We start from the raw sequence: 13,088 nt of genomic DNA on the forward strand, positions 1-13,088 counted from the left end.
AAAGCAACACACCCATGAAATCCGCTCTCCTCTCCACCTGGCAAACCTGGGCGCTTCTCTCAGCCTGCTTTGCGGCGCTGACCGCGATCTTCGCCAAGGTCGGCATCGAGAACATCAATCCGGATCTGGCCACCTTTATCCGCACTATCGTCGTGCTGCTCGCCTTCTCGGTGCTGCTGTTCTTCACCGGGCAATTCGCTGTGCCATCTGCGGTCTCGTCGAAAACGTGGCTGTTCCTGGTGCTCTCAGGGCTTGCGACGGGCGCGTCGTGGCTGTGTTATTTCCGCGCGCTGAAGCTCGGTCCCGCCACGCTGGTGGCGCCGATCGACAAGCTCAGCGTCGTGCTGGTGGCTCTTTTCGCGTTCGCCTTCCTCGGCGAGCGACCGAGCGCGCAGGGCTGGGTAGGGATCGCCATGATCGGCGCCGGCGCGGTGCTGCTGGCCGTGAAGTTTTAAGGCGGAACAAAGCGGGCGTGAGATCGGTTTCTGCCGGGGCGCTTCCAATCCCCGATCGAGAAACCAATGTCGCGCGAAAACCCGGATCAGGCAAGGCAGGCAGGTCGCGCGCTGGATTCGGCCAACTTTTTCCTCGCCGACGTCCGCGACGGGCTCGGCCCCTATCTCGCCGTCTACCTCCTCACCGAGCAGCACTGGGACGAGGCGCGGATCGGGCTCGTGATGTCGATTTCGACCATCGCCGGCATCGTGGCGCAGACGCCGGCGGGTGCACTCGTCGATGCGACGCGCGCGAAACGGCTGGTGATGGTTGTCGCCGCCATCATGGTGACATCAGCCTCGCTGTCGCTGCCCCTGTTTCCGAGCTTCGGGCCGGTCGCGATCTCGCAAGGCGTCGCGCAGGCCGCGGCCGTCGTCTTTCCGCCGGCGATCGCCGCCGTCTCACTCGGCATCTTCGGCCATGCCGCCTTCACCCGGCGGATCGGCCGCAACGAGACCTTTAATCACGCCGGCAACGCGGTTGCGGCCGCACTTGCTGGGCTCTCCGCCTATTGGTTCGGACCGAACGTCGTGTTCTATCTTCTCGCCATCATGGCCGTCGCAAGCCTCGTCAGCACCCTCGCGATCCCCGAACGTGCCATCGATCACGATCTGGCCCGCGGGTTGGACGACGCCGATACACAGAGCGAACAGCCCTCAGGCCTCGCTGTACTGCTGACCTGCCGCCCTCTGCTCATTTTCGCGATCTGCGCCCTGCTGTTTCACCTCTCCAATGCGGCGATGCTGCCGCTGGTCGGACAAAAACTCGCGCTCCAGGACAAGAACATGGGCACCAGCCTGATGTCGGCCTGCATCGTCGCGGCGCAATTGGTGATGGTCCCGTTCGCGATGCTGGTCGGCGCGAAGGCCGACCGCTGGGGCCACAAGCGCTTCTTCCTCGCCGCATTGCTGATCCTGCCGATCCGCGCCGCGCTCTATACGCTCTCTGACAATCGGTTCTGGCTCGTCGGCGTGCAACTTCTCGACGGCGTCGGCGCCGGCATCTTTGGTGCGATCTTCCCCGTCATCGTCGCCGACCTCATGCGCAACACCGGCCGCTTCAACGTCGCGCAAGGCGCCGTCATCACCGCCCAGAGCATCGGCGCGGCACTGTCGACGACACTCGCCGGCTTCGTTGTGGTCGGCGCGGGCTACAGCGCAGCGTTCATCACGCTTGGCGCTGTCGCAACGGTCGGCGCAATCGTCTGCCTCCTCGCTTTGCCCGAGACGCGGCATGCCGCCTTGCCGGGACAGGGGAAGACAGCGGCACCTGGTTCCGCTATCGCTGCCAAATGAACTCATTCAATTTCAAGGGCTGAACGTGCCGCCTGACGCCATCTGGGCCTGGAGCATCATCGTCGCCGCGACCGCGGGCGTCATCATCCGTCCCTTTCGGCTGCCCGAAGCGATCTGGGCCGTCATCGGCGCCGCGGCGCTGGTGCTGCCGGGCTTCCTGCCATGGCAGGATGCGCTTCTCGGCATCGAGAAAGGCCTCGACGTCTATCTCTTCCTGATCGGCATGATGCTGATCGCCGAACTGGCCAGGCTCGAGGGCCTGTTCGACTATCTCGCGGCCCTTGCGGTGGAATACGCAGGCGGCTCGCCGCAACGGCTGTTCCTGCTGATCTATGTCGTGGGCACGGTCGTGACCGTGCTGCTGTCGAACGATGCGACCGCGATCGTGCTGACGCCCGCCGTCTACGCCGCGACGCGCGCAGCCGGTGCAAAGCCGCTGCCTTATCTGTTCGTCTGCGCCTTCATCGCGAATGCGGCGAGCTTCGTGCTGCCGATCTCAAATCCCGCCAATCTCGTCGTGTTCGGCGCGCGCATGCCGCAGCTGACCGAATGGCTGCGCCTGTTCGCCCTGCCCTCGGCCGCCTCGATCCTGCTCACTTACATCGTGCTGCGTCTGACCCAGCACCGTGCATTGAAGGAGGAGACGATCGCGCGCAGCGTGCCGCATCCAAAGCTCGGCCGCGGCGGCAAGCTGACGGCGGTGGGCATCGTCGCCATCGGAATCGTGCTGGTCACGGCCTCTGCGCTGGACAAGCAGCTGGGCCTGCCGACCTTCATCTGCGGCGGCGTGACGGCCGCAATCGTGCTGCTGGTCAGCCGGCAATCGCCGCTGCCCGTGCTGCGTGGCGTCTCCTGGAGCGTGCTGCCGCTGGTCGGCGGTCTCTTCGTGATGGTGGAGGCGCTGATCAAAACCGGCGTGATCGGGCAGCTCAGCGCGCTCTTGCACGAAGCCGTCGCACAATCGGCCCCGCAGGCCGCCTGGAGTGTCGGCATCGCGACGGGCATCGCCACCAACGTGGCCAACAACCTTCCCGTCGGCCTCGTCGCGGGCTCCGTCGCCGCCAGCGATCATCTGCCCGCATCCGTCGTCAGCGCCATCCTGATCGGCGTCGACCTCGGCCCCAATCTGTCGGTAACGGGATCGCTAGCCACCATCCTCTGGCTGGTCGCGCTCCGGCGCGAAAAGATCGAGGTCGGCGCGTGGCGGTTCCTCAAGCTCGGCATGCTGGTCACGCCGCCCGCTTTGATCGCTGCGCTGGCCGCCGCGATCAGATAGCCGCGCTCCAATTAACGACAGTTGTTTGCGGCGCATCAATGCCGGCGGCGCTGCCGCGGCTAGCGTTCACTTGTCGCGCGGTCAAGACATGCCGCGGCAAGGAGGGTTCATCATGCAGATTCAATCAAAGGCGCTACCGCAGAGCTTTTCCCTGCGCCGCGAAATTCAAAACTTCATCGCACCAGCCGAAGACCGCACGGAGACGTCCCATCCCCTGCTCGTCTTCTCAGCGGTGGTGCTGCTGACCCTGTTCGCGATCGTGGAGATCGACCTGCACAGCGCCCTGCTTCAGTCGATCGGCCTGCTCGGCCATGGCACCGGGATCGATCCCGTCTTCCTGAGCCCGTAGTGAGAGAAGCCCGATCGCGGCCACAAGGCCGCGACCGGGCAATGCGTCAGTCGTTCTCGTAGCCGTAGACTTCCGGCAGGATGAAGATTGCGGCGAGCAATCCGATTGTCGGGAAGATCGCGACCATCAGCGTGGCATTGGCCTGGCCGATCGCAGCGAATACCGTCGGGAACAGGAAGATCGCCAGGAACGACGGCAGCTTCACGAACATGTAGGCAAAGCCGCTGGCGGTGCCGCGATATTTCGGCTTGGCGACCATGGTCGGGATCGTCATGCAGTTCGACGCGTCCCAATAATGCCCCCACAACATGGCGGCTGCCGCGAACGGCAGCAGGATCTTGTTGTCGGTATAGAGCGCGAAGGCCGCGACCAGCAGCGCGACCAGCACGATCGAGAAGCCCGCGATCGAGATGCCGCGGTGGCCGATCTTTGGCGTCAGCAGCGGACCGACCCAGCCCGACACGGCGGCGAAGGAGAATAGCGCCATCGTCACCAGATTGATGCCGAGCAGGCTCGACACGCCGACCATGACAAAGAGTACCGGCAGATAGAACGCGAAGGTCGAGAACTCGCTGGCTTGCACGAAGCAGGCGATCCAGCCGTAGATCGTGGCACGCCAGCGGATCGGATCCTTCCTGAGGTCGGCGATGAAGGCGCTCGTGCTGACCTTCGGCACGACCACGTCCTGGTCGGGCAGCATGGCGAGGTCGTCGTTGAACATCTCGCGCGCGACCTTCTTGGCTTCGCGGAAACGTCCCTTCTGCACCAGCCACACGGCCGTCTCCGGCACGTCATGGCGCATCACCAGGATGATCAGCGCCGGCAGCGCGCCGAGGCCGAGCGTCACGCGCCACAACGTCTCGTGATTGATGTCGAGCAGCAGGAAGATCACGATGACGCCGATGGTGAGGACTTCACCGACGGCGAACATGAACTGCCAGCGGTTGCCCATGACCTCGCGCTCACCCTTGGCCATGGATTCCATGATGTAGGTGTAGCCGGTCGAGATGTCCGAGCCGAGCGGGACGCCGAGCAGGAACCGGATCACGATGAGCCATGTGATATTAGGCACGAAGGCCTGCGCCAGCGCCAGCACGATGAACATCACCATCGTCACCAGGAACATCACACGGCGGCCGATCTTGTCGGACAGCCAGCCGCCGAGCAGCGCACCGATCAGGGCGCCTCCTTGCGTGCCCGCTGCGGCAAGGCCAAGCATCAGCGGATCGGGATTGTACTGCTCCTTGATGAAGATCAGCACGAAGGCGATCGAATAGAGGTCCCAGGCCTCGACCAGGATCGAGGCCATCATCAGCCAGCCGACCTTGTTACCCTTGGGACTGTAGTTCGTAATGAGGTAGCGGACCGCAGCTTCGCTCGCGGTCGGTTGTGGCATGGCCATTGTCTGCATCTTTGGTCCTCTCTTCAAAACTCTTTACGTGCCGAGTACTTTTTAAGCGCCAAGCAGCGGCTCGATGCTGCAATCGAGCAGGCGCGGATCGATCCCCGCCTCCATGCCCGTGAACATCGAATCCATGTAGTCGATCAATGCATCGCTCGCTTTCACGGCGTCCTCGACATGGCGGCCGGCGACCGCGCTGAGGATGGCGAGATGGCGATCGATGGTGCCTGACAGATCGGTCTGTCCCGGCATGAAGCGGTGGTGGATGTAGCCGATGCGGCGGTACAGCGTGTGGAGCGGCCGCAGCGTATGCACCAGAAACGGCTCACCCGCCGCCTCGAGCACCAGCGCGTCGATGCGGCGGTCGATGCTGTTGAATTCGTCGAGGGTCAGGTTGGCGCGGCGCTCGCGCAGGAGGCGCTCGATATGCAGCGCCTGATTGCGGTGAGAGAGACTGGCGCGATCGGCCGCAAGCCGGACGACAAAACGCTCCATGTCGCGGCGCAAGGCCAGCAGCATACGCTCGCGCGCCAGATCGATCGGCGCGATGTGCAGGCCGTGGCGCGGACGGATGATGATCAGCGTATCGGCAGACAAACGATTGATGGCGTGATGCACCGGCGTGCGGCCGAAGCCGGTGATGTGCTGCAACTCCAGCATCGTCATGAACTGGCCGGGCTTGAGCTCGCAATGAACGAGGAGCTCTTCAATTTTGTGATAGGCAAGCTCGAAGAAGTTGAGACGGTTGCGCCGGGAGGGCTTGCCCTCGCCGTCGTCCTCGTTTCTCACCACCGCGAGCGCGCGCTTGCGCCGTGCCATGCATCCCTCCCGTCGGCCTGCGCTGTCGCATTGCAGGGCGGCGCCTTATTTGTGGCACCCTTAAAACATGTTGTGATATATTACAAGCGGGCGTAAGAGTTTCGCCAGCGCGCCACATGTTGCGGTGCGAAATGACAAGACGGGTGCGAGGCGCCCTGTGACGGGAGGACAATTGCTGTGAAGATCACGTCGATCGAGACGCTGCGCACCGAGGAATTCTCCAACGTCATCTGGGTGCGCGTTCACACCGACACGGGCATGATCGGTCTCGGCGAAACCTTCTACGGCGCGGGCGCGGTCGAAGCGCAGATCCACGACACCTTTGCCGGCCGCCTGCTCGGCCGCAATCCCCTGCACATCGAAGCCATCCATCGCGATATGCTGAACTTGCCGATGGCGCAGTCCTCGACCGGCGTCGAATATCGCGCGGCGTCCGCAATCGACATCGCGCTGTGGGATTTGTTCGGCAAGGCCTGCAATCAGCCGGTGCACCAGATGCTCGGCGGCCTCTGCCGCGACAAGCAGCGCATCTACAACACCTGCGCCGGCACGCAATATGTTCGCTCGACCAATATCAGCCCGGTCGCGAACTGGAATCTCGGTGCCGCCAAGGGCCCGTATGAGGATCTCGACGGCTTCATGCACCATGCCGACGGGCTCGCAGAGAGCCTATTGGAGAGCGGCATCTCGGCGATGAAGATCTGGCCGTTCGATCCCGCCGCGCAGGAGAACAAGGGCCTCTACATCACCGCCGCGCAGATGAAGCAGGCGCTCGAGCCGTTCGAGAAGATCCGCAAGGCCGTCGGCGACAAGATGGAGATCATGGTCGAGCTCCATTCGCTCTGGAACCTGCCGACCGCCAAGCAGATCGCGCGCGCGATCGAGCCGTACAAGCCGACCTGGTACGAAGATCCGATCCGGATGAACTCGCCGCAAGCGCTCGCCGAATATGCACGCTCGACCGACGTCTGGGTCTGCGCCAGCGAAACGTTGGGATCGCGCTTCCCCTACAAGGACATGCTCGACCGCGACGCCATGCATGTGGTGATGGCCGATTTGTGCTGGACCGGCGGCCTCACCGAGGGCCGCAAGATTGCGGCGATGGCCGAGACCTATCACCGGCCCTTTGCTCCTCACGATTGCATCGGCCCGATCGGCTTCATCGCCGCCATCCACATGTCGTTCAGCCAGCCCAACACGCTGATCCAGGAATCGGTACGCGCCTTCTACAAGGGCTGGTACAATGAGCTCGTCACGACGATGCCGACGATCAAGGACGGTTTTGTCTATCCGATGGAAGGACCCGGTCTCGGCGTCGACCTCCTCCCCGCGGTATTCGACCGCAGCGATCTCACCGTGCGCCGCTCCAACGCTTAAGGATTTTCTGAGATGAGCACCGCCCTGTTCGACCTCTCCGGCCGCACCGCGCTCGTGACCGGCTCTTCCCGCGGTCTCGGCCGCGCCATCGCCGAAGGCATGGCGAAAGCCGGCGCCAGGATCATCGTCAACGGGGTCGATCCCAAGCGCGTCGAGCAGGCCGTCGCCGAGTTTCGCGCCGCCGGGCATCAGGCTGAAGGCGCAGCATTCAACGTCACCGACGAGCCCGCCATCCTCGCGGCCTTCGAGAATTTCGACAAGACGGGCATCGCCGTCGACATCGTCGTCAACAATGCCGGCATCCAGCACCGCAAGCCGCTGATCGAGTTCACCACCGACGAGTGGCGCAAGGTGATCGAGACCAACCTCACCAGCGCGTTCGTCATCGGCCGCGAGGCGGCAAAACGTATGATCCCGCGCAAGCATGGCAAGATCATCAATATCGGCTCGCTCGGCAGCGAGCTCGCGCGTCCGACGATCGCGCCCTACACCGCCGCCAAGGGCGGTATCAAGAATCTGACCCGCTCGATGGCAGTGGAATGGGCCCAGCACGGCATCACGGCCAACGCGATCGGCCCCGGCTACATGCTCACCGACATGAATGAGGCGCTGGTCAACAACACCGACTTCAACAACTGGCTGATGGGCCGCATCCCCTCAAAACGCTGGGGCAGGCCTGACGAGCTGGTGGGCGCGGCGATCTTCCTCGCGTCGGACGCCTCCACCTACGTCAATGGCCAGATCATCTATGTCGATGGCGGCATGATCTCCGCGATGTGATCGCGAAAGTCTGAGGAGCAAGCCATGCGCGCCGTCGTCATCCACGCCCCCAGGGATTTGCGGATCGACACCTATCCCGATCCGGCGCCCGGTCCGGGCGAGGTCCGCGTCAAGATCGCCAATGGCGGCATCTGCGGCTCCGACCTGCACTACTACCACCACGGCGGCTTCGGCGTCGTCCGCATCCAGCAGCCGATGGCGCTGGGCCATGAGATCGCCGGCGTCGTCGCAGCGGTCGGTGATGGCGTCAGCAATGTGAAGCCGGGTACGCGCGTTGCGGTCAATCCGAGCAAGCCGTGCGGCCAGTGCCTGCATTGCCAGGAAGGCATGCGCAACCAGTGCCTCGACATGCGCTTCCTCGGCAGCGCGATGCGCTTTCCCCACGTGCAAGGCGGCTTTCGCGAGTTCCTCACCGTCGATGCCACGCAGGCCGTGCCGATCTCCGACAAGCTGTCATTGGCAGAAGCCGCTGTGGCCGAACCGCTCGCGGTGTGCCTGCATGCCGGCAAGCAGGCCGGCCCCCTCCTCGGCAAGCGCGTGCTGATCACCGGCTGCGGCCCGATCGGCGCACTGATGATTCTTGTCTCTCGATTCGGCGGCGCGTCCGAGATCGTCGTGACCGATGTCGCTGATGCACCGCTCGCGGTCGCAAAAAAGCTCGGCGCCACCCACGCCGTCAACGTTGCGACCGATGCCACTGCGCTCGATCCCTGGCGCACCGGCAAGGGCGTATTCGACACACTGTTCGAAGCCTCCGGCAATCAGGCCGCGCTCCGCACCGCGCTCGACGTGCTCCGTCCCGGCGCGACGCTGGTGCAGCTCGGCCTCGGCGGCGAGATGACCCTGCCGATCAACGCCATCGTCGCCAAGGAATTGCAGCTCCGCGGCACCTTCCGCTTTGATCCCGAATTCGAGCTGGCGGTGCGGCTGATGGGCGAAGGCCTGATCGACGTCAAGCCGCTGATCACGGCGACGATGCCGTTCGAGAGTGCGGTCGCCGCGTTCGAGCTTGCCACCGACCGTTCGCAGTCGATGAAGGTGCAGCTGACATTCTAGAGCTACTGGCTCTCGATCAGCCGGTCGCTGACCAGGCGGACCGCGCCTCGCTTCCATGAATAGTCAGCGCCGAGGCGCAGGCCGCTGTCGCCGCGCGCCAGCACCGCGCCGGTCCTGGCATCGCGAACCTGGAAGCCAAGCGTGTATTCGGTGCGGCTGACCCGCCGCACCACGCCGATCAATGACTGATCAGCGCCTAGCTTTTGCGCAATCGCGGCCTCACAACCATCGCAGTCGCGTAACGCACGCGCCTTCGCCGCCTCGCCGCTGACCTCGACGATGCGGTAGCGGCCGGATTGGCTGAGCGCCTCGCGCACGCTGCCGGTGACCTCGGCCAGATAGGATGCATCCGACGTGGCCGAAGCGTCTGCCGAGGCGGCGGTCGTGTCCTCCAGCTCGAAATCGAACACCGCCAGCGCGATCGGCGCCGGTGTGGCAAGAGCGGCCCTGATCTCGCGGGACACGAAAATCTCGGCGCGCTCCCATGATTCATCATTGTCGCCGCGGAAGGTGTAAAGCTTGTCCATCACGAGCTTTTTGGCGCCGATTTCGATCACGGCGACCTTGGCCCATTGCACCAGCGTGCTCGTCTTCTGGATACCGCCGATGACCTTGAACGCCGCGCCGTCCTGGGCCGACGGCGCTAGCCGGTAATGGCCATCCGCGCCAACATCGCGCCTGAGCGCGGCCATGAACGCCTGAAGCCGCCGCTCGTGGGCGGCGGTCTGGTTGGCCGGTTCGGCCGAGGTATCGGTATAGCTGAAATCGTCCATGGCAACGCCGATGGCGGCCTCGGCACCAGCCGGCGAAGCGGCCGCCGGGAGGACGAAGAGGAGAAGGGCGGAGAGGATCGACCTGAAACGGCGCATGCGGGCCTCGTGTGATGGAGCAGCGGCGCAACCTGGACGGCGGCTTCGCGCCGCGCAGCAGTGCCAGTCCCGACCAGAGCCGGGAAAATTTCACGACGTTGCACTGCGGTAAGGGTGGCGCTTTCCGTCGCTTGCGTTCTGCCGTTTAATGGGGAAGCGACAATTCCGTTCGCGCCAGGTGCCCGCCGATGTGGAACCGCCCGAGGTCCGATCTCAAGGTCCGTCTGACGTTGCGCGTGGCCGCGATATCGGCCGCCTGCTTCGCCGCGATCTCCGCCTATTTCCTGATTACGGCCGACCGCGCGGCTCACACGCGCATCGACGAGATCGCAGCCATCGTCGCCAAGACGCTGGAGCTGCAACAGGGCAAGATCCAGTGGGTGGCCAACCCCCGCTCCGACTTTCCGAACCTCGATCCCGTTTCGGCCTATGTGATGACACCCGGCCTGTGTCTGGCATTCCGTGGCGCGAGCGGCGACATCCTCCAGCGCTTCTGTAGTGGCGCTCCCATACCGGCGAGCCTGCCGCCGCAGGCCTTCGCGGCCTTCTATCACGGCATGTTCGACCCCGGCCGCGAGGCGGTACGGCCCGTGATCGTGCGTGGTGCGAAACTCGGCGAGGTCGTCGTCTCCGTCGATCCCGCCGTGCAGACGGCCGACGCCTGGCACGAGGCCGGCCGCCTGATGCTTGCGCTTGCGATCGCGCTGCCGCTGTTGTGCGTGCTGGTCTATGCCGCGTTGGCGCGGGCGCTGCGCCCCACCCGCATGATCCGCACCGGTCTCGAGCGGATTGCCGCTGGCGACCTCACCGCACGGCTGCCGCCGTTCGACCTCGCCGAACTGTCCGCAATCCGCGACGTCTTCAACCACCTCGCCGAGAGCCTCGATACCTCGCTTGCCGAACGTGCCGAGCTGACGCGAAAACTGATCGCGCTCCAGGACGAGGAGCGCCGCCATCTCGCACGCGAGCTGCATGACGAGTTCGGCCAGTCGCTGGCCGCCATCCGCGCGCTCGCCGCCTCCGCCCGCCAGACCGCCGCGCAGGACTGCCCCTCCCTGCTCGGCGAATGCGACGGCATTGCACGGACCGCGACCGGCATGATGGAGACGCTGCGTGGCACATTGTTCCGGCTGCGCCCGCCTGACGTCGAGGAGCTGGGACTCGTGGCGAGCCTCGAAGGTCTCGTCGCCGGCTGGAACGGGCGCAGCCGCGGCGAGACGCGGTTTTCGATCCGCTTCGACGGCGCGTTCGAGACCCTGCCGGCCACGATCAGCGCCAGCCTGTACCGCATCGTGCAGGAGGCGCTCACCAATGCCGCCAAGCATGCCGGCGCCACCAAGGTCAGCCTGGAGTTGGCGATGCACGCCGACGAGATCGCGCTTGCGATCGACGATGACGGACGATCGCACGATCCGGCTTCAAAATCCGGGATGGGCCTGCTCGGCATGCGCGAGCGCGTCGCAGCCTTGCGCGGCCGGCTCAGCTTCGAGGCCGGCCTCAACGGCGGCTCCGCGCTGCGCGTCGTCATTCCGCTCGCAGCCGCCGATCAGCCGGTGCTGGAGCGCGCCGCATGAGCGCGACGATTCTGCTGGTCGACGACCATTCCGTCGTCCGCGAAGGTTATCGTTCCGTGCTCCAGAAGCAGCCGGGCCTACGCGTCATCGCAGAAGCCGCCGACGGTGCGGAGGCCTACCGTCTGTTCAAATCCGAGGCGCCCGACCTCGTCATCATGGATCTGAGCATGCCCGGCATCGGCGGCATCGAGGCCGTCAGGCGCATCAGGCAATGGGACAAGGCCGCAAAAATCCTCGTCTTCACCATGCACGAGAATGCCGGCTTCGCCGTGCAGGCGATCCGCGCCGGCGCGCGAGGTTACGTCACCAAGACCAGCCCGCCGGAGACGCTGGTGCGCGCTGTGATGGATGTGCTCGCGGGCAAGATCGCCATCAGCCCTGACATCGACCATGAGCTTGCGCTCAGCCGGCTCGCCGGCGAGAGCTCGGCCGCGGACGTGCTCACGCCGCGCGAGTTCGAGGTGCTGCGGCTGCTGCTCGCGGAGAACACGACCGAGGAGATCGCCGAGACGCTGCATGTCAGCCCGAAGACAGTGGCAAACCTGCACTCGCTGATCAAGGACAAGCTCGGCGTCGGCTCCGACATCGAGCTGGTCCGGCTGGCGCTCCGGCAGGGAATTTTGACAGGGGCCGATCTCGGCGAAGCCTGACCGCCGCCCGCGCGATGGCTCGAGCTTCGCGCCATCCGGCGTGGCGGCGGATCACTCGCGCGCGACCACGGAATCCAGCCACGCGCAGTTCAACGGCCGCACGCGCGGATCGGCGACGCGCACGCCGCGCGCTGCCGCATCCAGCCGCATGTCGCGCAACCGCTTGCGCTGCTCGTCCGGCATATAGAGCCGCTCGTGCCCCCACAGCGACGGGCCGTCAAAAGTCTCGTGCGGCTGCCAGGTCGCAGGCTCGATCACGCGCCCGCCCCAGCCATATTCGATGAAGAATCCGGACGGCGTATTCACATAGAACGAGGTCATGTGATCGTTGGTGTGCCGTCCCAGCGTGTAGGCGATGCGGCCGTCATCCATCTGCGCGAGGTCGTAGCCCTGCCCGACATCGTCGAGACTGCCAAGCTCGACCATGAAATGATGCAGCGCCTTCCGCCCCGAGCCGACCATCGCGAAGGAGTGGTGGCGGCCGTTGACGTGGAAGAAGTAGAGCCCGTAGGGCTTCAACCCGAAATCGGAAACGTGGAAGCCGAGCACGTCGCGATAGAACGGCACCAGCGGCTCGACGTCCTCCACATTGAGTACGACGTGCCCCATGCCAAGCGCGCCGGTGCGGAAGCCCGTGATCGGACGACCCGGCTGGAAGGGTTCGCTCGCAAGCTCAGGCTTGCAGAAGGCCTCCAACCGGTTGCCGGCGGGGTCGATGAACGTGATCAGCTCGGCGACATGCCGTTCATCGGCAAGCGCACGCGAGCCGCGCGTTACCTTGACGCCATGGCTTTCGAGCCGCCCGGCCAACCGGTCGAGCTCGGCGGTCGACGCAACCTCCCAGCCCATCACCGCCAGGCCTGCATCGCTGCTGCCATCGACGATCAACCGCTGCTTGCGATCGTCCATGCGGAAGGCGCGCATCTTGCCGCCACGCTCGACCTGCTGCATGCCGAGCAACCCGGTCGCCATCTGGCCCCACTGATCGAGCTGCGACGAGTTGATTCCGATATAGCCGAGCGCAGTGATTTCCATCGACGTTCTCCCAAAGCCATCCGCTGCACTGCGGCGAGCTTGATACCGGCCGCGCACGATCCTACGGTGGCGCACGCAATCGCTTCGCGTTTGCAATGACGATAATCGCGG

At 65.0% G+C, this 13,088-nt stretch carries 13 protein-coding genes; 9 read left to right on the plus strand and 4 right to left on the minus strand.

Features of this window, described 5'->3' with window-relative positions; genetic code table 11:
• Positions 1-14 precede the first annotated feature (14 nt).
• The 4 genes from BMW89_RS26375 (at position 15) to BMW89_RS26390 (ending at position 3,415) form a co-directional block, all read left to right on the plus strand.
• Entirely contained in the window at positions 15-455 is a 441-nt protein-coding gene (locus BMW89_RS26375; RefSeq protein WP_092030338.1) for an EamA family transporter, read from the plus strand.
• A gap of 66 nt (positions 456-521) precedes the next feature.
• Positions 522-1,790 (plus strand): MFS transporter, encoded by a 1,269-nt coding sequence (locus BMW89_RS26380; protein ID WP_092030341.1) that lies wholly within the window; start codon positions 522-524, stop codon positions 1,788-1,790.
• A gap of 25 nt (positions 1,791-1,815) precedes the next feature.
• A complete protein-coding gene (locus tag BMW89_RS26385) occupies positions 1,816-3,066 on the plus strand; it encodes an arsenic transporter (RefSeq protein ID WP_177196318.1) in 1,251 nt (416 codons plus the stop codon).
• 112 nt (positions 3,067-3,178) lie between these two features.
• Positions 3,179-3,415 (plus strand): hypothetical protein, encoded by a 237-nt coding sequence (locus tag BMW89_RS26390; RefSeq protein WP_177196319.1) that lies wholly within the window; start codon positions 3,179-3,181, stop codon positions 3,413-3,415.
• A 46-nt stretch (positions 3,416-3,461) separates the two neighbouring features.
• On the opposite strand, the gene BMW89_RS26395 is transcribed toward BMW89_RS26390, so the two are convergent.
• Together BMW89_RS26395 and BMW89_RS26400 are read right to left on the minus strand one after the other, a co-directional pair.
• The gene (locus BMW89_RS26395) at positions 3,462-4,826 is read right to left on the minus strand and encodes an MFS transporter (RefSeq protein ID WP_092030346.1); all 1,365 of its coding nucleotides are present in this window, start codon (positions 4,824-4,826) and stop codon (positions 3,462-3,464) included.
• A 42-nt stretch (positions 4,827-4,868) separates the two neighbouring features.
• On the minus strand, positions 4,869-5,636 hold the full coding sequence (locus tag BMW89_RS26400) for a GntR family transcriptional regulator (protein WP_092030349.1): 768 nt from the start codon (positions 5,634-5,636) through the stop codon (positions 4,869-4,871).
• 177 nt (positions 5,637-5,813) lie between these two features.
• On the opposite strand from BMW89_RS26400, the gene BMW89_RS26405 reads away from it, so the two are divergent.
• The 3 genes from BMW89_RS26405 to BMW89_RS26415 are packed head-to-tail and all read left to right on the plus strand — an operon-like array spanning position 5,814 to position 8,849.
• The gene (locus BMW89_RS26405) at positions 5,814-7,013 is read left to right on the plus strand and encodes a mandelate racemase/muconate lactonizing enzyme family protein (protein ID WP_092030351.1); all 1,200 of its coding nucleotides are present in this window, start codon (positions 5,814-5,816) and stop codon (positions 7,011-7,013) included.
• A 12-nt stretch (positions 7,014-7,025) separates the two neighbouring features.
• Complete coding sequence (locus tag BMW89_RS26410; protein WP_092030354.1) at positions 7,026-7,793, plus strand: glucose 1-dehydrogenase; 768 nt, start codon at positions 7,026-7,028, stop codon at positions 7,791-7,793.
• A 24-nt stretch (positions 7,794-7,817) separates the two neighbouring features.
• Positions 7,818-8,849, plus strand: a complete 1,032-nt coding sequence (locus tag BMW89_RS26415; RefSeq protein WP_092030356.1) for an L-idonate 5-dehydrogenase — start codon at positions 7,818-7,820, stop codon at positions 8,847-8,849.
• Between the two features lie 2 nt (positions 8,850-8,851).
• On the opposite strand, the gene BMW89_RS26420 is transcribed toward BMW89_RS26415, so the two are convergent.
• The gene (locus BMW89_RS26420; protein WP_092030359.1) at positions 8,852-9,718 is read right to left on the minus strand and encodes a DUF3280 domain-containing protein; all 867 of its coding nucleotides are present in this window, start codon (positions 9,716-9,718) and stop codon (positions 8,852-8,854) included.
• Positions 9,719-9,906: 188 nt separating this feature from the next.
• Between BMW89_RS26420 and BMW89_RS26425 the strand changes: the two genes are divergently transcribed.
• Together BMW89_RS26425 and BMW89_RS26430 are read left to right on the plus strand one after the other, a co-directional pair.
• A complete protein-coding gene (locus BMW89_RS26425) occupies positions 9,907-11,292 on the plus strand; it encodes a sensor histidine kinase (protein WP_092030362.1) in 1,386 nt (461 codons plus the stop codon).
• Entirely contained in the window at positions 11,289-11,942 is a 654-nt protein-coding gene (locus BMW89_RS26430) for a response regulator (RefSeq protein WP_092030369.1), read from the plus strand. The genes BMW89_RS26425 and BMW89_RS26430 overlap by 4 nt, the downstream gene beginning before the upstream one ends.
• A gap of 51 nt (positions 11,943-11,993) precedes the next feature.
• Here BMW89_RS26430 and BMW89_RS26435 read toward each other — a convergent pair whose 3' ends face one another.
• On the minus strand, positions 11,994-12,977 hold the full coding sequence (locus BMW89_RS26435) for a VOC family protein (RefSeq protein ID WP_177196320.1): 984 nt from the start codon (positions 12,975-12,977) through the stop codon (positions 11,994-11,996).
• Positions 12,978-13,088: the final 111 nt, after the last annotated feature.

This window comes from Bradyrhizobium sp. OK095 (genome assembly GCF_900109945.1).
Lineage (GTDB): Bacteria > Pseudomonadota > Alphaproteobacteria > Rhizobiales > Xanthobacteraceae > Bradyrhizobium.